Genomic DNA, 26233 nt, shown 5'->3' with positions numbered 1-26233 from the left:
TGACACCCTTTTCAGTTAATTACAATGAGTTCATCCTGTCTCTCTAGTTTATAAGAGTGGGGAGGGTTCAGAATGATGTCCTTCCCTCTTTTGATTCCAATGAGGAGAGTGCCTTTTTGCTGAAATCCCAGATATAGTTCTTCTAAGTTCTTTCCTAAATCTGTTTCGCTGATCGGATTGGCTGATAATCTGCATTCCTCAAAATGTTCGATTACATGGGATAACAGCCCGTCCCCGTTGGAGTGGAGACTATTCATCATGAACACACTTGTTAATTTATTGGATTGAATTACTTCATCGGCCCCCGCTCTATAGGCATTAATAACTTGTTCAGCGGTTAATATTTCAACAATACATTTTACATTCGGACAAAGCCCCTTAATGGTCAGCAGGGTCAAAATGCTGTTCATATCTGCCTGCAATTCATTATTTCCACGGTCCGCCGTGATCAAAACCTTCTCCGCATTTGCAATATCGCTATTCATCATGGTGTCATCCACATGAGGCTTCCCCTGGATAAAATGAACAAATTTTGATTTCACCGGGATCGTCTCCAGTGTTTCGTCGACTAGCACAATCATTTGCGGTTTGCTGCACTGGGTCAGCTTTGTTACCAACTCCCGTGACCGCTCATTCCAGCCGACAATGACAATATGGCCTGTTCCTTTAAAGGGAAGCCTTCCTTCTGTAAAAGCATCTTGTTTCGTTACAGCGGCTGCCGCCAAAGTTCCGAAGTAAGAGGAGACAATCCCTGCGCCTAGTAATATTAAAATGAGCGCCGTCAGCCGGCCCCAGAGGGAATGGGGGACATAATCCCCATACCCAACGGTGGAGGCAGTTATAATCGCCCACCAGATGCCATCAAAAATAGTAGGGAACGTAGACGGTTCTAAAAAGTGTATGGAAATGCCAAATGATAGAAAGACAAAGATTGCCATTAATAGGATTCTAAGTAACAGCGGCATTCGCCAAAAACGGATAAATACTTTGTTCGTCAGTTGCCCCACCTCTTTTCTGATCTATCATCTAGTGTTAACCAAAAAAAGGATTATCATAAAAGCTAAGTTTGGAGTTGAACAAGAATAATTTTGTAACAATAAGCAAAGTTTATAGGGAAAATGACCGATTTTTATAAGGGATTTTAGAGGTGTGAAAAAGTAATGATGGAAACAAGAAAAGAGCGAAGATATCTAATCTTTGCTTTGGTTGTAATCGCAATCTACCTTTCGCCGTTATTTATCTTACAGGAAAATGCTCATATCCGTGTTCATGACAATTTGGATTCCAATCTTGCCTGGTATAAGGTCCTTGCAAGAAGCGGCGAGCTGTTTGGCGGCGTCAATGGGGCCATTCCTCAAATCATTAACGGTCTTTTATCCAGAAATGCTTTTGGGACAGAATATAGTGTCATTGTCTGGCTGTATGCCATTTTTCCAACGATGGTCGCCTATGGTTTCAGTCAGGCATTAACAAGAGTAGTTGCTTTTTTCGGGATGTATTTGCTATTAAAAAAGCATTTGCTGCCCGGTGAAAGATGGATGACGCTGAACGTTGCCGCATCACTGGCATTTGCACTGACGCCATTCTGGCCTTCGGGAATGCTTAGCACTTTAGGGATGCCGCTCGCACTATGGGCCTTCCTTAATATTCGCAATGGTGAAGGGACACTCAAAGACTATCTCGTTCTAACGTTATTGCCGCTTTACTCCAGTATTGTCTTAGGCTTTTTCTTCTTTTTAAGCGCGATGGCGGTCTTTTGGCTTGTTGACCTTCTCAAGGGAAAGGGCTGGAATTTTCGTTTTCTTTTTTCAATCGCTTATATGTCGTTTGTATATATGATTGTGGAGTATCGTTTACTATTTTCGTTTCTATTTAAAGGCGAGCCAAATAGCCGGGATGAATATTTTCATGCCGAACTTCCTCTTTGGCGTGTTGCACGTCTGACACTGAAAAATTATGTGTTTGGTCATACCCATGTTATGACAGTACATACGTTATTTATCCTGCCCGCTACTTTAATTGCGCTCTACTTTGTTTTCTCTAAGAAGCTGTGGAAGCAGGAAAAGTTATTTGTCTTTCTATTTACATTGAACTTTGTATTGTCGCTGTGGTATGCGTTTTGGTTTTATGAAGGATGGCTCCCCATAACAAAGAAATTTCACTTTATGGATACGTTTAATTTTGCCCGCTATCATTTCTTAAGGCCGCTTGTGATATATGCCAGCTTTGCCCTAGCATTAAAAATAATTTCCCTTCAAGGGTTCAGCTGGTCAAAAACAGCAAAGTGGCTCGCGGTGATGCAAATATTGCTGCTTGGTTTATTTAATGACGAAATTATTTATCAGAAAAAACCATCTGTGAAGCAATTCTACGCGGAGGAATTGTTTCAGGAAATAAAAGAACATATCGCCCTGCCACAGGAGGAATACCGTGTGGCCAGTATTGGGATCCACCCCGCGATTGCACAGTACAACGGTTTTTATACGCTTGATACCTATAATAATTTTTATCCATTAAGCTATAAACATGAGTTTAGAAAAATAATCGAACAGGAATTGGCAAAAAATAAAACCATCCGCAAGTATTTTGATAAATGGGGCGGGCGCTGCTATATTTTTACAGCACAGCTTGGGAAAAGGTACATGATTAAGAAAGACTCCAAACGGCACTTAAGGGATTTACAGTTAAATACCGATGTGTTTAAGGAACTCGGGGGTACCTTTATCTTTTCGGCGTTACCGATAGATAATGCGGAGGAAAATCAATTAACTCTTGAAAAAGTATTCGTATCAAAGCTTTCTGCATGGAAAATTTACTTGTATAAGACAATGTAGACATCGGGGGTATGCAGCATGAAGGATACAGTCCTTACTATTGTGGTACCATGCTATAACGAGGAAGAAATTTTGCCGGAAACGATAACCTGCCTTCAGGAGCTATTAGATGAGCTGACGGCTGAATCGCTTATTTCCGACCGCAGTAAAATTCTGTTCGTTGATGATGGAAGTAAGGATCGGACATGGGAGATTATTTATAAAGAAGGCTTGAAAAATAAATATGTGAAAGGTCTTAAATTAGCCCGCAATGTCGGTCACCAAAATGCGCTGCTTGCCGGACTTGAGGCGGCTCGGGACCTTTCTGACTGCGTTGTCTCGATTGACGCGGATCTTCAGGATGATATTCGTGTCATCCGTGAGTTCATGCTCAAGTTCCATGATGGCTGTGAAATCGTTTATGGGGTGCGTAAAAGCCGGGAGACAGATACGTTTTTTAAACGAAGTACCGCACAGAGCTTTTATAAGCTGATGAAAGGCTTAGGGGTTGACCTTGTTTATAATCATGCCGACTTCCGGCTCATGAGCCAGCGGGCCATCAAGGAACTGGATCGTTTTAAAGAGGTAAACCTGTTTTTAAGGGGGATTGTTCCGCTTATTGGCTTCCGCTCAGACGTGGTATACTACGACCGCTTGGAAAGGAAAGCAGGTGAAACGAAATATCCGTTCAAGAAAATGCTGGCCTTTGCCTTTGACGGCATTACCTCATTTTCGATTTCACCGATTCGCTTTGTTCTTGTCATCGGTTTTGTTTCCTTTCTAATGAGCCTTGCATTTGGCAGCTACTTTTTGGCTTTAAAATTTTTAGGGGCTACCCAAACCGGCTGGACATCGCTGATTACATCGATTTGGCTGATTGGCGGGCTGCAGCTTATTGCGATTGGCTTAATTGGCGAGTACGTCGGAAAGATTTATAAAGAAGCAAAGCAGCGTCCAAAGTTCATTGTTGATATTGATACCTTTAATCTATCGGTACCAAAACGTCAGCTGCTTAAGCGTAGGGAGGAAGAATTTGTTTATCGTAAAGTTTCTGAAACCGGTAAATAGTGATTTTATCCGTTTTCTCCTGGTTGGAGTCGTAAATACCTTAACAGGTCTGCTTATTATGTTAATTCTTTTAAATTCCTTGGGACTCTCTTACTGGATTTCAACATTCACAGGGAATACGATCGGGGCTTGTGTCAGTTTTTTATTAAATCGAACTTTCACATTCAGGAGCACGATCTCCTTTCAAAAAGGGATTCCGCGTTTTTGTGCAATTATCTTCATTTGCTATTTTAGTTCTTATTTTTGCAGTGAAAAGATCCTTCAGGCAGCAGGACAAATATTTACTGCAGATCAGGCCATGTTGCAAAACGGCTCAGTCCTGTTGGGAAGCGGATTCTATACGATTAGCAATTATTTTGGTCAAAAATATATTGTGTTTAAGAAAATAACAACTGCCTAATGATATTTTAATCGGGTTTTGTTCTCGCGGAATGATTTATGAGCACAAACCCGTTTGTTTTTTTGTGGTACAACCTCCTATTGCTGAATAAGAATGTGTAGACAGGCTTTTTTAACAGTAGGGGGAGAACTTAGATGAACGTGTTTTTGAGCTATATTTTGTTAGGTTTGTCACTGGCGGCGCCGATTGGTCCTGTTAATGCCGCCCAAATCGACCGCGGGATTAGAAGCGGGTTTTTACACTCGTGGCTTGTTGGAGTGGGGGCCGTTGTCGCTGACGGTATTTATATGCTGATTGTTTACATAGGGGTTGTCAAGTTTCTGGAAACAGAATTCATGCAGAATTTTTTATGGCTGTTTGGCTTTTTTGTTCTTATCTATACTGGGATTGAAACGATGATGAATGCTGGGAAAATTCATTTAGAGTATGCCAGGTCAAAGGAACCGCTATATAAATCATTCTTTACCGGCTTTTTTATGTCGATTTCCAATCCGTTAACGATATTGTTTTGGCTTGGGATTTACGGCTCGGTTCTTGCCAAAACAGCAGCTACCTATGAAACCGCACAATTAGTGCTTTATAGCAGTGCCATTTTTATCGGGCTATTGCTGTGGGATATTACGATGGCAAGTGTGGCCAGCAGTTCTCGAAAGTATTTGACCTCACAGTTATTGGTTACAATTTCACTTTTGTCAGGCGCTTCGTTAATTGGTTTCGGTATTTATTTTGGCATCCAGGCATTTCAAAATTTATTTGGTTAAAAAAGCCAGCGTGTAATAATACGCTGGCTTTTTTACGATGTCGGCCACGGGTATAATACCCGCTTTCGTTTCTTTTTCCATTTCGTATTCATAATCAAGGTGATGGCGCCGATTACTCCGATGAATGCTAAACTGATAAAAAATCCTGGTCTGCTTGTATCATGAAACAATGTTCCGCTGACAGCGATTAAAATAAAGACGGTTCCAATAAAATATTTAATTTTATCCATTTTCTTTAGCTTTAGCAGTTTTCGGGGCGAAGCCAGAATAAACATCCAGTTATAAAGAAGCATCAGCCCGGCTGCAGTAGTAATGTATTCATATACTTTATTTGGCATTAACAGGGCGGAAACAACAGAAGAGGCAATCCCAAGCATGGTTAGAATTAACGTCGGCAGCGGTACCTTCAACTTTCCCTTTTTTGAAAAACTAACAGGTGCGTCGCCTTCTTCGGCCAAGGTTACCAAAACACTTGTCACACCATATAGTGATGCGGTCATAGTTGAGAATCCGGCAATAATCAAGGCGCCGTTAAAAATATGCGGTACAAATGACAGATTGTAAGCATCCAAGGCGATGACAAACGGGCTTTCCTTGTCATTAAATTTATGCCAAGAGACCATCATAACGGCAAGTCCGATGGAAAGAGCATAGATAATCATAAGGGAAAACAGCATGACCCGTCCTGCTTTAGGTGCATCCTTTGGGTCCTTTAATTTTGTTGCCATTAATCCTAATATTTCAATACCTCCAAAGGCGTAATAAGCAAAAATAACGGCAGACCATAATCCAAGGATTCCTCCAGGAAGAAGCTCCTTTTTGCTGTTGGGATATTCGATCGGTCGGTCCCCGTCAATTATGCCAAATATCGCAAGCAAGGCAATAATGATGAACATGAGAATGGCCGATATTTTTATCACTGCTAAAATGTTTTCCAGTTTATTTAATAAACCTACACCAATTAAAATAACGACAAGTCCAAGAATGGCGTAGCCAGCCGCAAACAGCCAAAGCGGTACTTTGGGAAACCAAAACCTAGAAAAAATCGAAAGGGCCGTCATTTGGCTTCCCATGATCAAGACTTCTGATACCCAGTACACCCATCCGCTGCTGAAGCCAGCCCAGCGGCCGTATGCTTTTTTTGCGTAGGACCTAAATCCGCCTTCTAAGGGCTCTTGTGCGGTCATTTTTGAAAGGGCATCAAATACCATATATGTGCCAACAGCGGCAATGACATAGGCAATTAACAGAGAAGGCCCCGTCATTTTGATTGCCAAGCTTGAGCCAAGAAAGAAACCTGTACCAATTGTACAACCGATCCCAAAAAGAGATAACTGCCACCATTTCATATTATTTTCCTGTGCCCCAGACTTAGATTTACTCATCAAGATACTCCTTTATGAACGGCCCGCCCCAGGTGATTTATCAGTGTCACTTTGATTATTATAGTCCCGGTCATTTAACCCAGGCTTTTGGTTTCTATCGTTTCCTAAGTATTCCGGTTCATGCTTTTTCTGTACCTTTCTGAATTTGTCGAAATCTGGATTAATCAACTGAATCTCCTCATTTCCTAAGCAATTTACTCTCTTTTAAGATACACTGCCGGCACGTTCTTATGCGATTAGTTCCATGGTTTTTGATGGAATTAAATATTTAGTACATAATCAACCGCAAAACAAATGAAAATAAGGAAGAGCTATTAAAACCTGCAAATAAACTTGTGGAAATAGATTTATTAATAAGCGTTTTTCTCTGAAAGGAGCATATACCATGTTATCAACAGAAAAGCTCGCAGATTTACGGTTACAGCTATTGGCGGAAAAGGCGGAGTTACAAGAGAACCTTGAACAGAATGATCATTTCGATTATGAACGCGGCTTTTGGCATGAGTCGATGGGGGAATTGTCCAGCTACGACAACCACCCAGCCGACGAAGGTTCATCTCTTTTTGAAAGGGAAAAAGACAATGCCCTGCTGGAGCATTATAAAATTCAGCTCAGCAATATCGATAAAGCACTTGAATCAATGGAAAATGGAACGTATGGAAAGTGTGAGGTGTGCGGCAAAGAAATTCCGCTGGAACGCCTTGAGGCATTGCCCAATACAACTTATTGTATCGAACATAGTCCAGACCAGGTGACTTCGCATAATCGTCCAATTGAAGAGGGAGTGCTAATGCCCCCGTGGGGAAAATTTGATATGGATAATAAAGACGAGGATGTTGCCTTTGATGCAGAGGACTCCTGGCAGGCTGTTGCTGAATGGGGAACATCTGAAACACCGTCCGACCTTGCATTTTCTCAGGATGACTATCAGGATATCTATATAGAGGCGGATGAAAATATTGGTTATGTTGAGGATTATGAAAACTTTGTAGGCAATGATATGTACGGCAAAAATGTAAAAGTCTACCCAAATCCGCAGCATGAGCAGTATGAAGAGGCTTTAGATGAAGAAGGCATCATGACAAGTTTTGGAGATCTGCCGGCGTTTGAGCATGATCCGTATGTGGATGATGATAAGTAAGTAAAAAGAAAACAGCTTTTAATGAAAAAAGCTGTTTTCTCTAGTTTTACCCTTGATCGCCGCTGTTTAGTGGAATATCTTGACCATCTTCAGTTTCAATGACAGCACCGATTTCGCCTTCAGCATAAACGTCGCTCACCTGCTCATGTGTTTCTGCTAAGCCTGCAGATAGGGTATCTTTTTCCTGATAATAGCTTGGATGATAGAAACTCCCGGCCACTTCTTTTTCAGGATTCGCTTTCTGGTTTTGTTTGTCCAATGTATAACACTCCTTTGTAAAATGGATTCAACGGTATTTTCTTCTTTTTTGCTAAGTCTTACTCATAAAAATAAAAGGAGCTATTGAACATGAATAAAAGAAATGAGTTTCCAACCCGTGAACAGCTGGATGAAGCCTTCCATTTCCTTCATGACCAAATAAACAAAATCACCATTATCGAGGACATCGAGATGATGAAAAAGGAAAAGGATGGAGAAGAAGGGGATCTTGTTTGATTTTGCCCGGACCGAGGTGTCAAAGGGTGTCCGCGGTCAAAATGAGGGTCTGATTTTGCCCGCATCGAGACCCAAAAGGTGTTCCGGAAAAATAAAGAGTTAATTTTCCAATGAGAATTGTTTTAAGGAATTATTTGCGATATAGTAGCTATTGTTCGAAAGGATAACAAAGGTGGTTTACTATGGTCATGAGAGAAGCCCTGGCTAAGAAAATAGCCTGGATTAGTGTGATAAGTAATGTGATCCTTACGTTAGGAAAAATCCTTATTGGCTGGTATGGAAAATCTGATGCTGTTTTTGCAGACGGGATCCATTCCGCCGCAGATGTGTTTGCCTCTGTCATTGTGCTGTTGGTCATTAAAATCTCCAATAAGCCTGCCGACAAGGAGCATCCTTATGGCCACGGAAAGGCAGAAGTCATTGTTTCAGAAATTGTTGGGATTCTGCTGTTGCTTGTATCCATCTATGTTGTGTATGAAGGTATTTCGGGTTTCTTCCAAGAAGTCGAATCACCAAGTATTCTCGCAATGTGGGTAGCTGTTTTTTCATTTGTCGCAAAAGTGATTTTATATCGTAGTTCTTTACGGGTAGCCGAGCAGCATAGCAGTAAAGCAATTGAAGCCATTGCCTACGATCACAAAGCTGATATTGTGGCATCAATTGCTGCAGCGATCGGGGTACTGTGTTCTATTATCGGCCAGCGGCATGATATTCATTTATTACTATACGGAGACAAGGTTGCAAGTATTTTTGTCGCCTATTTAATTTTTAGAATCGCCAAAGAGATGTTAACCGAGGCATTTGATATTTTACTTGAGCGGAATATTAACACCGAAACGATTCAGGAATATATTACTATCATCAAAGGATTTCCAGAAGTAAAGCGCATTGACCGTATTAGGGCGAGAGAGCTTGGTCATTATGTTTTGGTTGATTTAAGAATCTCAATTGACCATTATAAAACGATAAAAGAAGGCCACGATCTTGCTAAAACAATCAAAGGAAAATTAATGGATCAGAATGATAATATCCATGAAGTGCTGATTCATTTAAACCCCTATTTTCCCGAGGGAAAATCATGAACATTTAAAAAAGGTATTTGTGCTTTCAAGATTTTGGGTTTATGATAAGAAAGAATAATATAAATCCAATTCAGCGGTCAGAGTCGGCTGCTGATAAAATTTAAACGTGTAAAGGAGTTGATATTTTTGAGTTATCCCATAGATCCGGATCCTAGCAGTAGGTACGGGGAAGTCAATGTTTTCTTTGAATTGATAATCAAGAATATCAGCTCTCGAAGGGTTGTTGGCTTCCTCGATTAATGTAAGCGGGGAGGTTTTAACATGTTGGAAATTTTTAAAAGCACCGAAACTAGAGTGTTAGAAAAGGTTGATGTCATATCAAAAGGCTGCTGGGTCAATATGTTTGCTCCAACGGCCGATGAGATTTACAAAGTATCAAATGCGGCCCAGGTTGACGTCGATATTATTAAAGACGCACTGGACGATGAAGAACGTCCAAGAATTGAACGGGATGATGGCAGGGTCTATATCATTGTCGACTTCCCTTATATTGTCCACGATGAATCCGGTATGGCCGCGTATGAAACCATTCCAATTGGCATTATCCTGACCAATGATAATATTATTACTGTTTCCTTAAAGGATTCTCCAATTATTGATGAATTTCGCAAAAACCGTGTAAAGGAATTCTTTACCTTTAAAAAGACACGTTTTGCTTTACAGCTTTTGTTTGTCATTTCATCCTATTACCTTCGCTATTTAAAGCAAATTAATAAGAAAACAAATGAAATTGAAAAGGTCGTTCACCAATCATTAAAAAATAAAGAATTGTATGCTTTTTTAGCATTAGAAAAAAGTTTGGTTTATTTTACGACCTCACTCAAATCAAATAAAGTCGTTTTGGATAAAATTTTACGCTTCAATTATTTAAAAATGTATGAAGAGGATAAGGACTTATTAGAAGACGTTATTATTGAAAAAACACAGGCGATTGAAATGGCTGAAACATATCATACCATTTTAACGGGAATGATGAATGCTTTCGCTTCAATCATCTCCAATAACTTAAACATTGTGATGAAGTTTTTAACCTCAATAACTATTATTCTTGCATTACCGACTATGGTCGCAAGTTTCTATGGGATGAACGTGGATATTCCATTTCAGCATGTTGCTTATTCATATGTAATCCCGCTTGTCATTGCTGGTTTTTTTGCTTTTTTAACAGCCTTTATTTTTTGGAAAAAGAAATATTTTTAGAATGCCAGTCCCAAAGGGCTGGTTTTTTTATTTTTTTTATTAAAAAAAACGATTAGTTTTGCACAAAAAAATAAAATTTTCCCAACTTTTTAGAATGATAATTATGTACTTTCACCATTGAAATTTGAATAAGACTAGTACAGCAGTGTACGATTGTGAATTTTAGGTGGAGGGAGATTTGAAATGAAAAAGAGGAAAATTTTTGGATCTGCGGTACTGAGTGTGGTGATGGGGGTCTCAATGTTTGCTACGGCGGCATTTGGACAAACAAGTGAACAGGAATCTTACCGGGTATTAATTCAAGGGCCAACCGCTGAAAAGGCAAAAGCAAAAGCAAATTACGGTGTCCGCTGGGATTTTTCGGACAAAGGCTTTACTACTACGGTTAATGCCAAGCAATATCAGGCCCTATCAAAAAATAAAAATTTAAAGATTGAAAAGCTGCCAGAACTGCAGCTCAACGCAAACCCGGATCAAAAAGGGAAACCGGGCGCAGATGCTAAAGCGGTTCCTAGTGACCAAACACCATGGGGGATTGAGGCCATTTATAATGATGCCGCTATCGCCAAAACCTCCGGCGGCAGTGGTATAAAGGTTGCAGTTCTTGATACGGGAGTCTTCAATCACGTGGATTTAGCTGGCAATATTGAGCAATGTAAGGACTTTTCACAAAATAAATCCCCTTTAATTGAGGGAAGCTGTTCCGATGGCAACGGGCATGGCACGCATGTTTCAGGAACGGTGCTGGCGAATGGCGGCAGCAATGGTACTGGAATTTACGGTGTAGCTCCAGAAGCAAAGCTTTGGGCTTATAAGGTGTTGAATAACCGTGGCAGCGGGTATTCGGATGATATTGCCGCTGCAATTCGCAAAGCGGCTGATGAAGGTACTCGTACTGGGGCGCATGTCATCATTTCAATGTCACTTGGCTCAAATTCAAAGGATTCACTAATATCCAGCGCGGTTGATTATGCCTATAGTAAAGGTGTACTGGTAGTTGCAGCTGCCGGAAATGACGGCCCAAATGCTGGTACAATCGACTATCCAGGCGCCCTAGTTAATGCGGTCGCAGTAGCGGCTTTAGAAAATGTTCAGGAAAATGGCACTTATCGGGTAGCTGATTTCTCATCAAGGGGAAATGCGTCAACAGCTGGCGATTATTTAATTCAGGAACGGGATGTTGAACTGTCTGCACCGGGCCGGGCAGTAGAATCCACATGGAATAACGGCGCGTATAATACAATCAGCGGAACATCCATGGCGACGCCACATGTTTCCGGGCTGGCAGCAAAGCTTTGGGCGGCAAATCCATTATGGTCCAATCTCCAGCTTCGTAATGAGCTGCAAAACCGGGCAAAGGCCAATGATATCAAAGGCGGTCTTAGCGCTGCCACAGGTGATGACATTGCCTCAGGCTTTGGCTTCCCACGAGTAAAATAAACAAATATTAGAGGCCATTCGGGGAATAGTTTATTGTGTGTGTAGGGCGGTATATCTGTCGGATAGTGTAGAATGTTGTCAGAAAAAACCGCTATTATAGACGTAAATACCTGGATGGCCCATATATTTGAAAAAGAGTCTAAAAAGTCTGACAGGAGTGGGTCCTTTAGTGTAAAATAGAAAGAAATGACAGACAAGCCGGGTGATAAAATTATGGAATTTGGAGCCCTCATTAAATTCTATCGAACTCAAAGAGGAATGACCCAGGGAGAACTTGCGAAGGGAATTTGCTCAGTTCCCCATTTAAGTAAGATAGAAAACAATTCAAAAGAAGCAAATGAAGAAACGGTTGCTCTTCTGCTAGAACGATTAAATATCAGCATGAAGGAAATGGAAGAAAACGAAGAGCAAATTAAATTCCTGTTAAGAGAATTCAGCAGCCATATTAATTTTTATTTAAAAGATCAAATTGAAGATACCTATCAAAAATTGAAAGACATAGAACACTTTATACCCTTTTCTAAGTATATCTATATTTGGGAACTTTATAAATACAGATATTTATTATTTAAAGGTTTACTAGATAAAGCGGAGTTGCAGCGAGAACTTTTACATAAGCAAAAGAAAAATTTTTCCCAACATGAAGACTATTTATTTCGTTACTATAATGCGGTATTTTTAATGTGGAAGGGCCAATATAAGAATGCCGATGAGATCCTTGATGATTTGTTTAATGAAAATAATAATGAGTCTTTTAATGGGGAATTGCTCTATCATCGGGCATTTATTAAGAGTTCATTGGAGCAGTCCGGTCATGCAATCCATTTTGGCAAGCTGGCCTTACAAATTTTTATGAATGAGTTTAATTTTATTAGAATTCTCCACACACTCATGCTGCTAGGGATTAATTATACCCATTCCAATATATATGAAGAAGCACAGGCTTGTTTTCAGCATTTAATTAGGAATGCAGAAATAGTTAAGGAAGAACAATTACTCCCTCAGGTTTTTCATAATATGGGGTATCTGCAGCAAAAGATGAAGAATTTTAAGCAGGCACTTTATTATTATCAAAAAAGCTTAATGTTACAACCAGATCATAATCACGACTATCTAGTTACTTTATATGTTGTTGGAGAACTCCAATACTCTTTAAAGTCGATTGAAAAAGCTAAGGCGTGCTTCGAGGAAGTAAGTTCTTTGGCAAAAGATTTGGGCAATAAAAAGTTCTCGCTTTTAGCTGAGTTTTACTTACTCAAATTAGTCTCATCAGATAAAGGATTTAAATACTTGGAAACAAAGGTAATTCCTTTTTTGGAAGGGGCAAATGAGTACGCTGACGATCTAATTCTTTTTTATAAAATGCTTGCCGATTATTACAATCAAAAAGGCATGATAGTAGAGGCAGTAAAATATTTAAATAAAATAACAGAGTAATTAGGAGGAAAAAATTTATGAAGAAAATTGCAGTATTATTATTTTCATTATCATTGGTATTTCTTTTTTCTACAAATAAGGGTGTAGAGGTACAAAAGTCTTTTAATGTTGCAGCTGATAGCAGCACGCAATCATATCCAATCCACCCGCCAATCGGTTGATGATTAAATCCCTGAATCTTCAGGGATTTTTTTGTGCCTAATTAGCAATGATTCATTGTATATTAGGGTATACTGTATATGTGTTTTTTAATATGGCTGTGAGTCAGGAGGGTTTATGAGTGCAATCATTTGTAGTAAGTTTTCATCAAGAGGATAATGTTGATACAATGCAGATTCAGAAATTAAGTCAAGAGGATTTTGACAAGGCTACTGAGGGCGGGACAAGGCATTTATTTGAGCTTGATACGAATATCGGCTTTTTCGTCTTTTTCGATGGCGCCGATAAGGATGGTGACATTTCCTACATGATGCTGCAGTATGAAGAGGACAATGAAGAGCCTTCAGCCTGCTATGCGTTCCAATTAAGCGATTTTTACGAATTTATGGCATTGTATCTAAATGATTTGGAATTTAACGAGGAAGTAGAAGAGGAGGAAGATGAGGAATACGGCCCGATTCATCATCTTGCCCACCTATTATTTCATATCATTGAAGAGGGCAGAGATCTTGAAGTATAAAAAAAGCACTGGACCTACTATTAAGGTTCCAGTGCTTTTTATTAGCTTCTTGCAGATTCTTTTTTTATTTCAATACGGGCTTTTCCCATGAAAAAGATGGTGATGGCAGCGAGCGCAATCGGAATCAAAGCGAGCAAGAAAGTATGCGTAATCGAAGCTGACATTGCATGAATAATTTTATCTAAGATAACTGGAGGGATTTTCGCCCTTTCACTAGCTTGGAAAATTTCCCGTGGATCGCCCATTTTAAAGGTTTGACCGCCAGCCCCGCCCATGCCTTTAAAAGCTTCTTTTAACTGGTCTGTAAAAACATTATTTTGTATTGTGCCAAAGATTGTGACTCCAAGCGTCATCCCAAATGAGCGCAGGAAGGAGTTCGTCGAATTGGCTGTACCCCTGAATTGCGGCTCAAGGTTATGAATCGAAGCCGTTGGAAGCAAGGAGAAGGAAAAACCGACACCGAAGCCCACTAAAATCATAAAAATGGTAAGTAACAATCTAGAAGTATCAACGGTCATTGTTCCAAGTAAATACATACCAATTACATAGGAAATGATAGAAATAACCATCAAATTTCGATAGGAGGTTTTCGTTGAAAAGATCCCTCCAATTGCACTTCCGGCAACCGACCCAAGCATCATCGGTGTTAAAATCAAACCGGCATTTTTTGCCGTACCACCATAAACAGCTTGCACGTAAATCGGAATAAATACAGTTAAAATTATAAACGTTCCCCCATATAAAAATGCCAGGATTTGCGAGGTAGCAAACAGCCTCCGTTTAAACAGCCACAACGGCAAAATAGGTTCCTCCGCCTTTACTTCGGCAATGAAGAACACAATAAATAGGATTAAAAAGCTTGCGAACAAGCTGATAATTGGCGTTGAGTCCCAAGCATATTCTTTTCCGCCTAATTCTAACGCAAACATGAGACTGACAACAGAAATGACCAATGTAATGGCGCCAAGCCAATCAATTTTTTGCTTCACATGCTGTAATGATTCATGATAATAGCGGGAAATTAAGATAATTGAAACTAAGCCGAGCGGGATGTTGACATAGAAAATCCAGTGCCAGCTAATGGTATCAGTAATATAGGCACCTAAGAGCGGACCTAACACGCTCGATGTTCCAAAAACAGCACCGAGAAGGCCTGTCATTTTGCCGCGTTTTTCAGGCGGGAAAATATCAAACACAATCGTAAAAGCAATCGGCATCAGCGCACCGCCGCCAATCCCTTGAATCGCCCGAAAAATACTTAGCTGCACGATGGTTTGAGCAATACCGCATAAGGCGGAGCCGATTAAGAAAACAATCAGACCAAAAATAAAAAAGCGTTTTCGGCCGTACATATCTGATAGTTTACCGAAAATCGGCATTCCCGCCATAACGGCTACCATATAAGCGGAAGTGACCCAGACAAACTTATCAAGCCCGCCAAGGTCTGAAACGATGGTCCCCATCGCCGTAGCCACAATCGTGTTATCCATGGCCGACATGAGAATCGCAAGCAGGAGACCGGCAACCACGGGCTTGATATTCGAATCTTTATTAATCATACAATATCTCCTTGTAATAGGAATTTTTTTGAAATGCTATAGAAATTTTAATGAGAAAGGGAGGAACTGTCAATGGGATTTTTGTGGGAAAAGGTGTCAGGCACCATGTGAAATTTTCACATGGTGCCTGACACCAGTACGTTTCGTTTCTATGATTTTAAAATATCATGGTCGACGTAGCGTTCGCCGTTGATTTCGCTGATGACGTTGATGGCTACTTTTGCTCCGTCTCCGGCGGTAATAATGGTATGCATGCTTACGCCGGCGATTGTACCTGCTGCCCAGATGCCTTGGATATTGGTTTTTCCGGCAGCATCTACATCAAGGATTGTTTTAATTCTTGGTTCTGTACCCGGTTTGGTTTTTAAACCCACTGTTTCCGCTAAATCTGCCATCATGCCTGTTGCAACAATGACGTGTTTTGCTTCATATTGGTTTTGATCGCTTTCTACTCTAAAACCGTTCTCAGTTTTGCTGATATTTGTAACGGTACCTTGGACAATTTCTGCGCCAAATTTTTTGGCTTGTTCTTTGCCGGTTTCAACAAGAGCCGGGCCGGTAACTTCTTTCACACCATAATGGTTTTCAATCCAAGCTCTTTTCGTTATGCTTTTATCGTTATCAACAACAAGTGTTTTTTTGCCGGCTTTTGCTGTGAACAGGGCAGCGCTTGCACCAGCAGGGCCTGCACCAATAATTACAACATCAAACATATTAAAAACCTCCTAATTAGAATTTTTTAACATCCATATTATCAACTAAAGAATGTAAAAAGTAAAATAAACTGCTTATTTTGTAACTTTCGAAAAGCGAAGAAAAGTTATGCTTGAAATTTTCCCGGCTTCCATATACCGTAAAATTAAAGGGAATTTAGGTGATGTCATGATTGAAATTAAACCACTTGGAGATACGGCTATCAGGATTTCTTTTGGCAGCGAAATATGTGAAGCAATTCATCAAAAGATTCAACAGTTTAATACAAAGCTGCAAGCCGCTAACATCAGAGGGATTGTTGAATGTGCACCGGCATATAACACAGTTGCGATCTATTATCGGCCGGAGGTCATCTCTTATCATGTGTTAATGAATCAAGTAAAAAAAATAAATAATAATTTGTACAATGCGGCTGCTGTTCAACCGATAGTTTATGAGATTCCAGTCTATTACGGCGGTGAAACTGGACCTGATCTTTCGTACATAGCGGAGTACCACAAATTGAGGGAAGACGAGGTTATTAAACTTCATACCAGCTATGAATATCTCATCTATATGGTGGGGTTTGTTCCTGGATTTCCGTATCTTGGCGGTCTTCCGGAGCAGCTGGCGGTGCCCCGTCTTGAACATCCGAGACCAAGTGTAGCAGCCGGGTCTGTAGGAATCGGAGGGAACCAAACAGGGATTTATCCAACAGCGGTTCCATCTGGGTGGAGAATAATAGGTATTACACCCATCAAGCTGTTTGACATTGAAAAAAAGCAGCCGAGTCTATTTTCACCGGGCCACTATATTAAATTTTTCCCAATCGATAGACTGGAGTTTGTCAGCATCAAAAAGCTTGCAGCGGAGGACAAGTTTACGGTTACATCTTATGATAAGGAGTTGGGAGAATGATTGATTTAAACAGCGACCTTGGTGAGAGTTACGGTGCCTTTAAAGTGGGCAATGACCATGAGGTATTAAAATATATTTCGTCCGCTAATGTGGCCTGCGGTTATCATGCGGGTGACCATAATGTGATGTTTGAAACCGTAAGATTAGCGAAAAAGCATGGAGTGAGAATCGGTGCTCATCCTGGGTTACCGGACTTGGCCGGATTTGGCAGAAGAAAAATGAATTTAACTTCGCGCGAGATTTACCATTTAACCGTTTATCAGGTCGGGGCATTAGCCGCAGTATGTAAGGCTTACAATGTTTCTCTTTCCCATGTAAAGCCGCATGGAGCTTTGTATAATATGGCTGCGAAGAATCGAGACATTGCGGGGGCCATTGCTCAAGCGGTGGCTGACTTTGATTCTTCTATCGTCTTATACGGTCTGGCTGGAAGTGAGTTAGTGATTGCCGGAAGGGAAAAAGGGCTTAGAGTGGCTGAAGAAGTTTTTGCAGACCGGACCTATCAGCCCGATGGAACATTGACATCAAGGCAGGAAAAAAATGCGATGATTCATCAACCTTCAGAGGCGATTGAAAGAGTGATTCGAATGGTGAAGGAAGGAATAGTCCACGCCGTGGATGGTACGGATATTAACATTAATGCTGATACGATCTGTGTTCACGGTGATGAGCCGCAAGCGCTGGAATTTGTCGCCTCCTTAAGGGAAGCCCTTATAAATGAAAATATCCCGATTAGAAAAAGCTGGGGTAAAAAGAGATGAAAACGGCTATTTTTCAAGTGGTGAAACCGGGGCTCCAGACGACGCTCCAAGATTTAGGCAGAGATGGTTATCAAGTATATGGAGTCAGTCCTTCTGGAGCAATGGATCGTTTTTCAATGCAAATCGCCAATATTTTAGCAGGGAATACGGCTGGGGAGGCAGTCCTTGAGACTGCGTTTGCTGGACCGGAATTAGAGGCCTTAAACGATATCACGGTGGCCATTTGCGGCGGGGATTTTTCGCCAAAGGTGGACGGACGGGATGTCCCACTATGGAAGAGTTTTCTTTTGCGAAAAGGTCAGCTTTTGTCCATTGGTCCATGCCGTAGAGGAGCGAGAACCTATGTAGCGGTTGCGGGGGGATTTGAAGTTCCGAAGGTGTTAGGTAGTAAATCCACTTTTTTGAGCAGCGGGTTTGGCGGATTTGAAGGCCGGGCGTTGAAAAAGGGGGATGTGCTATTTGGCAGCTCAATGATTCGGACGCCGTTTAAAGCGCTGCATCCTAAGCTGATTCCGCAATATTCAGAGGATATAAATGTCAGAGTTATCCTTGGACCGCACGAGGCGATGTTTCGAGAAGAGAGCATTAGAAAGTTTTTCTCGGAAAAATATGTGATTACCGCGCAATCCAATCGAATGGGGTATCAATTAAAGGGACCGAAATTAGAGCATATTGAAGGCTCAGACATTATCTCAGATCCGATTCCGTTTGGAGGCATCCAGGTCCCCGCAAGCGGACAGCCGATTATCCTTATGGCAGACAGGCAAACAACGGGCGGCTACACAAGAATCGGCACCGTCATTTCCGTTGATCTGCCGCTGATTGCCCAAGCGGTGCCTGACACCAATATTACCTTCACCACGGTGAAAATAGAGAAAGCTCAGCGATTATATTTGGAGCAGCGCAGACTGCTGAAGCATTTGTCGCTGGCTGCAAAATAAAAAGAACCATCATTTCCGTCGTGGAATTGGTGGTTCTTGTGTTTTTGCTTGTATATATGATCTTTTTTCGTTTTGCTTAATCTTGTACGCATATCGGAAAAAACAAATGGGCACCGTTTTATTTCCGGATTCATGTTGCCTTCACGTATAAGTTTGCTACGTAATTTTTTGGCTTTGGATTTAGCCATTGGAAACACTCCTTCAAATGGATTTTCCTCATTATATATCATTTGAAGGAATGAGTAAAAATAAATTTACAATTCCTGTGCTTTTGATTGCTGGAATTCAGCCTCTACTTTAACAGAAGCCCGCTTTTTCTTAGTATGAAGGAAATAATATAAGACAGCCCCAATTAACACATAGAAGGAAAATAGAAAGTACAATGAACTGTAATCCATCTTTGCGGCGATTATACCGACCACAAATGATCCAAGCGCCATCCCAGTATCATAAATGGATAAGAAGGTTGCGGTGGCCAATCCTCTTTTTCTCGGTTCGGCATCTTGAATCGCAATTGTTTGAAATGTTGGGAAAAGTGTTCCCCAGCCAAGACCAATGATCCCAGCGGAAAGGAGGAATGTGAAAGCTTCGCTGCTCTGACTTAAAATAAACAATCCAATACCAAATAGAACAATACATGGATAGGTGATAACATTTGGACCGTATGCATCAAGCCATTTTCCAGTAAAAGGTCTTGATATCAAAAGGACAATCGCATAAACCACAAAGAAGAGGCTTGATACACTCTCTACATGAATTTCACTCGCATAAATCGAAATAAATGAAAGCAGCGCGGAGTAGACAATGGCCATAAAGCTTCCAACAATCGAAATTGGAACGGCTGAAGCTTCAAATAAGCCTTTGATTGAAAAGGAAGAAAGCACCTCGATTTCGTTATTTTCTTCTGGTTTGCTGTGTTTGACACTAAGAGCAGCCAGCAGTGAACCTAAAGCAACTACACCTGCAAGAATGAATAAAATTTGCGATCCCCATAGCTGAATGGTCATTAATCCCACAAAGGGTCCCAATACCATAGCCATATTAGTTGATAAAACAAAGTATCCCATTCCTTCACCGCGGCGTGATCCTGGTATGATTTCAGCAACAATTCCTCCCATAGCCGTTGTTGCCATCCCAAAGCCAATCCCATGTAAAAGGCGAATAATTAAGAAACCGGTAATGGTTGACGGGATAAAATAAAAAACTGCCGCTCCCGTAAATAGAATAACTGCGGTGAGCAGCACCTTTTTATTCCCGGCCCGCTCAAGCCATTGTCCGGCGATAGGGCGTGTTATGATAGCTGAAAGCAAAAATATTGTCGTCATTAATCCAGCTTTAGATGCACTCGTATGTAACTCATCTAACGCAAAAGTTGGCAGTGTAACCAACAGAATATAAAAAGAAAAGAAAACAAAAAAGTTACTTAAAGAAATACTGATAAAATTTTTCGTCCATAGTTTTGGTTTACTTTGGCTCATTCAATCCGCTCCTTTTAATAGTTGTTGTAACCAGTTGTTTTGTAACGTGAAAAGCTCTTCTTGGGAGGTTTCGGAAAGATATTTAAGCAAATCATGGTTCATTTTATTTACGGCCTGTTCCCATTTTGGGTATTCCCGTAATGCTTCATCAGTCAGTTGTATATGTTTTTCCCGTTTGTCCTGACCCGGCACCTGCTTAACATAACCTTGCTTGACAAGCCGCTGAATCGTCCTAGTCATTGGCGGTGCTTCCACAAACAGATAATCGCAGAGTTCCTTTTGTGTTAAAGAACCTTTCTTATTTAAAACAAAAATAACGGCCCATTGTGAACCGTATAACCCCAAAGGTTTTAATGTTTCATTGAGTTTGTTGGTTAGGTGTCGTGAAAGCTGATGAAGTGTATGGAATAGTTGTTGATTGATCATGGATACGCTCCAAATTTAAAATTAATTACCTAGGTAAGTATAGTAGTGGGAGGATTAAATGTCAAGAGATGTACATAAATTGCTTCGTTGAAATGGGGTTGGCAGAAACTTTTTAATAATCGACGGGATCTGTCCCTAAACGGCGGAATAAAATAGAAAACCCGCGGAATAATTTAAAATATCCGCGGAATAAATCCCAGAATCGGCGGAATCCAAACAAAAATCCCGCGGAATCAAATTGAACTCCGCGGGACGCACCTAACTCTATCTCAATACATTAAAATACCTAGCTTCTGGGTGAGCAAAGACTATGGCTGATACTGATGCTTCCGGTTCCATCATGCAGCCCTCGGTTAACTGGACGCCGATTTCCTCTGGATGAATCAAGCCAAATAGCTTCTTCTGATCCTCAAGTTCTGGACAGGCCGGATAGCCGAATGAGAAGCGCTGTCCCTGGTATTTCGCCGCAAACCGCTCCTGCATCGTGAACTCAAGCGGATCCGGGAAGCCCCAGCGGTCGCGCATCTGCCGGTGAATAAACTCAGCAAGACCTTCCGCACTCTCAAGCGCCAATGACATAAGGGCATGGGATTCAAGGAAGCGGCCTTCCGCTTTCAATTGTTCAGCCACTTCACGAATGCCTCTTCCGCAAGTAACGTTAAAGAATCCAACATAATCCATTACACCGCTGTCAACCGATTTTAAGAAATCAGCTAAGCAAAGATGCGGTGCTGAATCCTGACGAGGGAAATCAAAGGTTTCAATTACTTTACTATGGTTTTGAGGGTCATAGATATAAATTTTATTCCCATCAGACTGTGCCGGGAAAAATTGATACAAGGCACGCGGTGTAATCCAATTGTTCGCAATGGCATCGGCGATTAGCTGGTCCACCATATTCTTTACCTTCCATGCCTTTTCATCCTTCTCGGCAAGTAATCTAGAGATTTTCCCTTTTACGCCTAGATGATGACCAAGCAGCATTTGCATATTAATATATGGTTCAATATGGGATAAGGAATATGATTTGATCACATGCCTAATTGTATCTTTTGGAACAAATACTGGAACCTCTGTTGATACCGCTGGCCGAACTTTTACAGCTACTGATGCTGAAGGGCGGACTGGCAAATCAACTGGTACACTTGCCTTAGCCAATTTTTCTTGCTTCTCGGCGAACAGCTTTTCTTGTTCACCAGGCGTTTGCAGTTGGTTGGCAAGGGATAAGCCCGTCATCGCATCCTTTGCATAAAGAACGAGCCCGTCATACTCTTTCGCAATTTTTGTATCAGTAAACTTCCTTGACAGGGCCGCACCGCCGACAAGAATTGGCAGTGAAATTCCCGCTTCCTTCATATCTTGTGCGGTTAGCACCATTTGCTGTGCTGATTTTACCAAAAGTCCAGAAAGCCCGATCATATCCGGCTTTTCCTCGCGAATCGCTTTTATTAAATCGGCTGGTGAAACTTTTATACCTAAGTCATGGACATCGTATCCATTATTACTCAAAATAATGTCTACAAGATTTTTACCGATATCATGGACATCGCCTTTGACGGTTGCTAATAAAACCTTACCTTTAGATGCTGAAACATCGCCCTTTTCCATATATGGCTCTAAATATGAAACGGATGCCTTCATGACCTCGGCACTTTGTAAAACTTCGGCAACAATGAGCTGGTTGTCATTAAACAAACGGCCAACTTCTTTCATCCCGTTCATTAATGGACCGTTGATAATGTCAAGTGGAGCCGGATATTCGGCAAGGGCCAATTCCAAATCTGGTAACAGACCTTCTTTTGTTCCTTCGACAACATAATACGCAAGACGCTCTTCAAGGCTTAGATTGAGAACAGTCGTCTTTGCTTCCTTCTTTTTACCACGATAAAAGTCAGTAAATAACGCTAGTGTTTCATCATTGGTTTTGAATAACAGATCTTCCGCTAATTTAACTTCCTCTGGTGCGATGGAAGCGAATCTTTCTAGCTTCTCTGTATTAACGATGGCGTAATCAAGCCCGGCCTGGGTACAGTGGTACAAGTATACGGAATTCAAAATCTCCCTGCCAACCGGTGGCAGCCCGAAGGAAACATTACTTACACCAAGGATAGTTTGCACGCCTGGCAGCTGTTCCTTGATAAGCCTGATTCCATCAACCGTTGCTTTCGCAGAGCCGATGTATTGCTCGTCACCCGTGCCTACAGGGAAAACCAATGGGTCAAAAATTAAATCCTGCGGTTTTAGCTTATATTTATTGACCAATATGTCATAAGAGCGCTTAGCAATTTCAAGCTTCTTGTCAGCAGTTACCCCCATGCCTTTTTCGTCAATCGTTCCAACTACGACTGCTGCACCGTAGCGGTGAATCAATGGAATGACTGCTTCGAAACGTTCCTCGCCATCTTCAAGGTTGATGGAATTAATAATGGCTTTCCCTTGTGAATATTTGAGTGCTTTTTCAATGACTTTCTCATCAGTGGAGTCAATGACAAGCGGTACTTTCACTTTTTTAACGACTTCTTTAATAAAGTTTTCCATATCCTCAAGTTCATCGCGGTCAGGGTTGGCTAGGCAAAGGTCAATAACATGGGCACCGCCTTTTACCTGGGCGCGGGCAATCTCAGCTGCCTCTTCATATTTCTCTTCCACAATAAGTCGTTTGAACTTGCGTGAGCCGATGACATTTGTTCTCTCGCCGACAAAAATTGGTCTTAAAGTTGGATCGTCATAAATGAATGGTTCAATCCCAGAAACCATGTGAGTATTCGTGTCGCCAAATTCCCGTGGTGCAAAATCTTTCACTGCATCCGCCATTGCACGGATATGGTCCGGTGTTGTACCACAGCAGCCGCCGACAATATTCAGCCAGCCATGAGCGGCAAAATCCGATAATTTTTTTGCTAACGTTTCCGGTGTTTCATGGTAATGTCCTTCTTCATCCGGCAGACCGGCATTTGGATAACAGCTGACTGCTGTACCCGCTAATCCAGCCAACGAACGGATATGGTCCTGCATGAATTCCGGACCGGTGGCACAGTTAAGGCCGACAGCAACAGGGTTCATATGCTCAACAGAAATATAGAACGATTCAATCGATTGTCCTGCAAGCGTTGTTCCCATCGGTTCAATTGTTCCGGAAATAAATAATGGCAGTGTTTTTCCTGTTTTAGTAAAAGCGTTTTGAATTCCGACATAACCAGCTTTAACATTCAGCATATCTTGGCTTGTTTCAAGGAGCAAAAGGTCAACGCCGCCATCAATTAAACCGATCGCCTGCTCTTCGTAAGAGGCTGATAGGGCATCAAAAGTCGTTCCGCCAGTAACGCTCAGCGTTTTTGTCGTGGGACCCATCGAACCGGCAACATAACGTGGCCAATTGGCTGTAGATGCTTTTTCAGCTTCCGCCACAGCGATTTGCGCCGCTTTTTTGTTTATTTCATATGCTTTAAAACCGAGATCATATTCATCAAGGACGATACTGGTGGCCCCAAAAGTATTGGTTTCGATAATATCAGCCCCAGCCTCTAAATACTCGCGGTGAATCCTCGCAATCACCTCTGGAGTGGTTAGGTTTAAGTTTTCATTACAGCCGTCATATTGCTCTCCGCCAAAGTCTTCTGCAGTAAGCCCTGCTTGCTGGAGCATTGTTCCCATTGCTCCGTCCATAATGAGGATCCGTTTTTTTAATTGGTCAGTAAATGGTCGTTTCGACATAGCTGTTCCCCCTCAATTTACGTGCTCGCTCTTTAGTGTAAAGGGCCAGTTCAAGTGTTAGTTCATATCGTAAAAATGGTGTAATCAAATAGATGCCATTGAATAAGTCCAACGCAGCATCAATTAATTGCTTCGTAATTTCTACTCCTTCACGGGCAGCTTGAAGCGGGTTATCGTTCAAGGCAAACATTCGCTCACGAATGGAATCAGCAATTTTAATCCCCGGTACCTCATTATGAAGAAATTCAGCGTTCTTGCTGCTTGTTAATGGCATTAGCCCAATATAGATAGGGGCTTCTAAATGTTTTGTATGTTCATAGACTTCCAACAGCTTTTCTTCTGAGAAGACGGGCTGAGAAATAAAGTAGTCAGCACCAAAGCTGATTTTTTTCTCGAGGCGTTTCACCGCTTTTTCAACCGAGCGGACATTAGGGTTAAAGGCCGCTGCAACGCTGAACGCTGTTTTCGCCCCAAGGTCTTTTCCGGAAAAAGATAAGCCCTCATTCAGCTGTTTAATCATTTGAATCAGTTCAAATGATGAGACATCATAAACAGAAGAGGCACCTGGGAAATCTCCTACTCGTGCAGGGTCGCCAGTGATCGCCAAAACATCATTCATGCCGAGGGTGTGAAGTCCCATTAAATGGGATTGAAGCCCGATGATGTTACGGTCACGGCAAGCGATATGAATAAGCGGGCGCATTCCCAACTCTTGTTTTACTAAATATCCTAATGATTCATTAGAAATTCTCACGGTTGCAAGAGAATTATCTGCAAGTGTTAACGCATCAATCCCGGCTTCTTTAAACGCCCTTGCCCCTTCGAAAAATTTATCCGTATTCAGCTTCCTGGGCGGATCTAATTCTACAATAACAGACGAGCGCTTTTTGACAATTTCCTGAAGCGGTTCATATTCTCTTTTCGGTTCATGTTCTTCAATCGATATTTGCTTCCGTTCTAATTTTACCACTTTTTCGACAATAGGTGTACGGTCCTTCAGTCCGGTGGCGAAAGCTCTGATATGCTCAGGTGTTGTTCCGCAGCAGCCGCCGAGAAGCCGAACACCTTGATTTCGAAAGCTTTGTGCTGACTTTCTAAAGTAATCGGCATCGCCTTCATAATGAAATTTTCCATCCGTGTAGGCTGGAAGACTGGCATTTGGATAAGCGGAAAGAAGCGCATGCTTCGGCAGTTCAATTTGCTCAAGGGCAGCCAGCATATGGTATGGACCAAGCCGGCAGTTGAGACCGACAACATCAGCCCCCAGTCCCTCCAGACTTTTTAATGCCTCGTTGATAGGGGTGCGATTTTGCAGCACTCCCGGCTCCTGAATCGAAACTTGGGCAATAATCGGCAGCTTCGTTTCTTTCCGGGCAATGGCTAAAACCGTTTCAAGTTCTTCTAAATCATAAAAGGTTTCAAGCAGCAGCCCGTCAACTCCTTCAAGCAGGAGGCAGTATAGCTGTTCGCGAAAGCTGCGTTTAATTTCTTCTATTGTAATCGATTCAGGCTTTATGCCGCGGTTCCCGCCCATAGTTCCAAGAACAAATGTTTGTGATTTGGCGGCTGCTTTCGCATGCCGTACCGCTGCACTGTTAATTTCCTTTACTGAATCCTCAAGACCGTAGCGCTGCAGCTTTAAATAGTTGGCAGCGTACGTATTGGTCTGAATTACATCAGCCCCGGCATCAATATAGGCTTGATGAATGGTTTGGATTTGCTCCGGATGGGAGAGGTTCAGCTCTTCAAAACAGCTGCCTGTTCCATATGAATAAAGGAGCGTTCCCATCGCACCATCGGCAATCAGAATTTCCTGTTGTAATTTTTCTAATAGATTCATTA

At 41.6% G+C, this 26233-nt stretch carries 26 protein-coding genes; 15 read left to right on the top strand and 11 right to left on the bottom strand.

The features are described 5' to 3' along the window. Positions 1–11: 11 nt before the first annotated feature. Positions 12–1007, bottom strand: coding sequence for a potassium channel family protein (locus tag A6749_RS06775; RefSeq protein WP_236719627.1), 996 nt, complete (start codon positions 1005–1007; stop codon positions 12–14). Between the two features lie 156 nt (positions 1008–1163). On the opposite strand from A6749_RS06775, the gene A6749_RS06770 reads away from it, so the two are divergent. From A6749_RS06770 to A6749_RS06755, 4 genes are all read left to right on the top strand, one after another. Then, on the top strand, positions 1164–2834 hold the full coding sequence (locus A6749_RS06770; protein ID WP_066400860.1) for a DUF6044 family protein: 1671 nt from the start codon (positions 1164–1166) through the stop codon (positions 2832–2834). An 18-nt stretch (positions 2835–2852) separates the two neighbouring features. Continuing rightward, complete coding sequence (locus A6749_RS06765; protein ID WP_066386657.1) at positions 2853–3881, top strand: glycosyltransferase; 1029 nt, start codon at positions 2853–2855, stop codon at positions 3879–3881. Then, the gene (locus tag A6749_RS06760) at positions 3847–4281 is read left to right on the top strand and encodes a GtrA family protein (protein ID WP_066386648.1); all 435 of its coding nucleotides are present in this window, start codon (positions 3847–3849) and stop codon (positions 4279–4281) included. Before A6749_RS06765 ends, A6749_RS06760 begins: the two co-directional genes overlap by 35 nt. A 134-nt stretch (positions 4282–4415) precedes the next feature. Continuing rightward, positions 4416–5042, top strand: coding sequence for a LysE family transporter (locus tag A6749_RS06755; RefSeq protein ID WP_066386646.1), 627 nt, complete (start codon positions 4416–4418; stop codon positions 5040–5042). 32 nt (positions 5043–5074) lie between these two features. Here A6749_RS06755 and A6749_RS06750 read toward each other — a convergent pair whose 3' ends face one another. Continuing rightward, complete coding sequence (locus A6749_RS06750) at positions 5075–6427, bottom strand: amino acid permease (protein WP_066386645.1); 1353 nt, start codon at positions 6425–6427, stop codon at positions 5075–5077. 12 nt (positions 6428–6439) lie between these two features. Next, on the bottom strand, positions 6440–6595 hold the full coding sequence (locus A6749_RS28320) for a hypothetical protein (RefSeq protein WP_161487117.1): 156 nt from the start codon (positions 6593–6595) through the stop codon (positions 6440–6442). A 217-nt stretch (positions 6596–6812) separates the two neighbouring features. Between A6749_RS28320 and A6749_RS06745 the strand changes: the two genes are divergently transcribed. Beyond that, the gene (locus A6749_RS06745) at positions 6813–7568 is read left to right on the top strand and encodes a TraR/DksA C4-type zinc finger protein (protein ID WP_066386643.1); all 756 of its coding nucleotides are present in this window, start codon (positions 6813–6815) and stop codon (positions 7566–7568) included. 46 nt (positions 7569–7614) lie between these two features. On the opposite strand, the gene A6749_RS06740 is transcribed toward A6749_RS06745, so the two are convergent. Beyond that, on the bottom strand, positions 7615–7827 hold the full coding sequence (locus A6749_RS06740; RefSeq protein ID WP_066386639.1) for a YozQ family protein: 213 nt from the start codon (positions 7825–7827) through the stop codon (positions 7615–7617). An 89-nt stretch (positions 7828–7916) separates the two neighbouring features. Between A6749_RS06740 and A6749_RS28315 the strand changes: the two genes are divergently transcribed. From A6749_RS28315 to A6749_RS06715, 7 genes are all read left to right on the top strand, one after another. Beyond that, positions 7917–8063 carry a hypothetical protein gene (locus A6749_RS28315; RefSeq protein ID WP_161487116.1) on the top strand — a complete coding sequence of 49 codons (147 nt, stop codon included), beginning with the start codon at positions 7917–7919 and terminating at the stop codon, positions 8061–8063. Between the two features lie 182 nt (positions 8064–8245). After that, on the top strand, positions 8246–9145 hold the full coding sequence (locus A6749_RS06735) for a cation diffusion facilitator family transporter (protein WP_066386636.1): 900 nt from the start codon (positions 8246–8248) through the stop codon (positions 9143–9145). Between the two features lie 261 nt (positions 9146–9406). Then, positions 9407–10345 (top strand): magnesium transporter CorA family protein, encoded by a 939-nt coding sequence (locus A6749_RS06730; protein ID WP_066386633.1) that lies wholly within the window; start codon positions 9407–9409, stop codon positions 10343–10345. 183 nt (positions 10346–10528) lie between these two features. Then, positions 10529–11785, top strand: a complete 1257-nt coding sequence (locus A6749_RS06725; protein ID WP_066386623.1) for a S8 family serine peptidase — start codon at positions 10529–10531, stop codon at positions 11783–11785. A gap of 213 nt (positions 11786–11998) precedes the next feature. Beyond that, positions 11999–13222 carry a tetratricopeptide repeat protein gene (locus A6749_RS06720; RefSeq protein ID WP_066400859.1) on the top strand — a complete coding sequence of 408 codons (1224 nt, stop codon included), beginning with the start codon at positions 11999–12001 and terminating at the stop codon, positions 13220–13222. 17 nt (positions 13223–13239) lie between these two features. Beyond that, positions 13240–13383: a hypothetical protein gene (locus A6749_RS28310; protein ID WP_161487115.1), complete on the top strand. Its 144-nt coding sequence runs from the start codon at positions 13240–13242 to the stop codon at positions 13381–13383. A gap of 119 nt (positions 13384–13502) precedes the next feature. After that, entirely contained in the window at positions 13503–13901 is a 399-nt protein-coding gene (locus tag A6749_RS06715) for a cytosolic protein (RefSeq protein ID WP_066386618.1), read from the top strand. Between the two features lie 41 nt (positions 13902–13942). Here the strand turns inward: A6749_RS06715 and A6749_RS06710 are convergent, their stop codons facing one another. After that, complete coding sequence (locus A6749_RS06710; RefSeq protein ID WP_066386607.1) at positions 13943–15460, bottom strand: MDR family MFS transporter; 1518 nt, start codon at positions 15458–15460, stop codon at positions 13943–13945. A 149-nt stretch (positions 15461–15609) separates the two neighbouring features. After that, positions 15610–16173 carry an FAD-dependent oxidoreductase gene (locus A6749_RS06705; protein ID WP_066386601.1) on the bottom strand — a complete coding sequence of 188 codons (564 nt, stop codon included), beginning with the start codon at positions 16171–16173 and terminating at the stop codon, positions 15610–15612. Positions 16174–16282: 109 nt separating this feature from the next. On the opposite strand from A6749_RS06705, the gene pxpB reads away from it, so the two are divergent. From pxpB to A6749_RS06690, 3 genes are read left to right on the top strand one after another with little or no spacing between them, the layout of a single operon-like run. Then, positions 16283–17071, top strand: coding sequence for a 5-oxoprolinase subunit PxpB (pxpB, locus tag A6749_RS06700; protein ID WP_084797664.1), 789 nt, complete (start codon positions 16283–16285; stop codon positions 17069–17071). Continuing rightward, the gene (locus A6749_RS06695; protein WP_066386600.1) at positions 17068–17832 is read left to right on the top strand and encodes a LamB/YcsF family protein; all 765 of its coding nucleotides are present in this window, start codon (positions 17068–17070) and stop codon (positions 17830–17832) included. Before pxpB ends, A6749_RS06695 begins: the two co-directional genes overlap by 4 nt. After that, positions 17829–18773 carry a 5-oxoprolinase subunit C family protein gene (locus tag A6749_RS06690; protein ID WP_066386595.1) on the top strand — a complete coding sequence of 315 codons (945 nt, stop codon included), beginning with the start codon at positions 17829–17831 and terminating at the stop codon, positions 18771–18773. Before A6749_RS06695 ends, A6749_RS06690 begins: the two co-directional genes overlap by 4 nt. On the opposite strand, the gene A6749_RS28815 is transcribed toward A6749_RS06690, so the two are convergent. The 5 genes from A6749_RS28815 to A6749_RS06670 form a co-directional block, all read right to left on the bottom strand. Beyond that, complete coding sequence (locus A6749_RS28815; protein WP_084797662.1) at positions 18713–18961, bottom strand: hypothetical protein; 249 nt, start codon at positions 18959–18961, stop codon at positions 18713–18715. The genes A6749_RS06690 and A6749_RS28815 overlap by 61 nt on opposite strands. A 66-nt stretch (positions 18962–19027) precedes the next feature. Further along, positions 19028–20251, bottom strand: a complete 1224-nt coding sequence (locus tag A6749_RS06685) for an MFS transporter (protein WP_066386592.1) — start codon at positions 20249–20251, stop codon at positions 19028–19030. Beyond that, positions 20252–20677, bottom strand: a complete 426-nt coding sequence (locus A6749_RS06680; protein WP_066386586.1) for a MarR family winged helix-turn-helix transcriptional regulator — start codon at positions 20675–20677, stop codon at positions 20252–20254. A gap of 264 nt (positions 20678–20941) precedes the next feature. Next, complete coding sequence (gene metH, locus A6749_RS06675; RefSeq protein WP_066386579.1) at positions 20942–24391, bottom strand: methionine synthase; 3450 nt, start codon at positions 24389–24391, stop codon at positions 20942–20944. After that, positions 24369–26231 (bottom strand): bifunctional homocysteine S-methyltransferase/methylenetetrahydrofolate reductase, encoded by a 1863-nt coding sequence (locus A6749_RS06670; protein WP_066386576.1) that lies wholly within the window; start codon positions 26229–26231, stop codon positions 24369–24371. Before A6749_RS06670 ends, metH begins: the two co-directional genes overlap by 23 nt. Positions 26232–26233 lie beyond the last annotated feature (2 nt).

The sequence above is a fragment of the Neobacillus mesonae genome (assembly GCF_001636315.1).
Taxonomy (GTDB): Bacteria; Bacillota; Bacilli; order Bacillales; family Cytobacillaceae; genus Neobacillus; species Neobacillus mesonae.
This window is presented reverse-complemented; position numbering and strand designations above follow the sequence as displayed.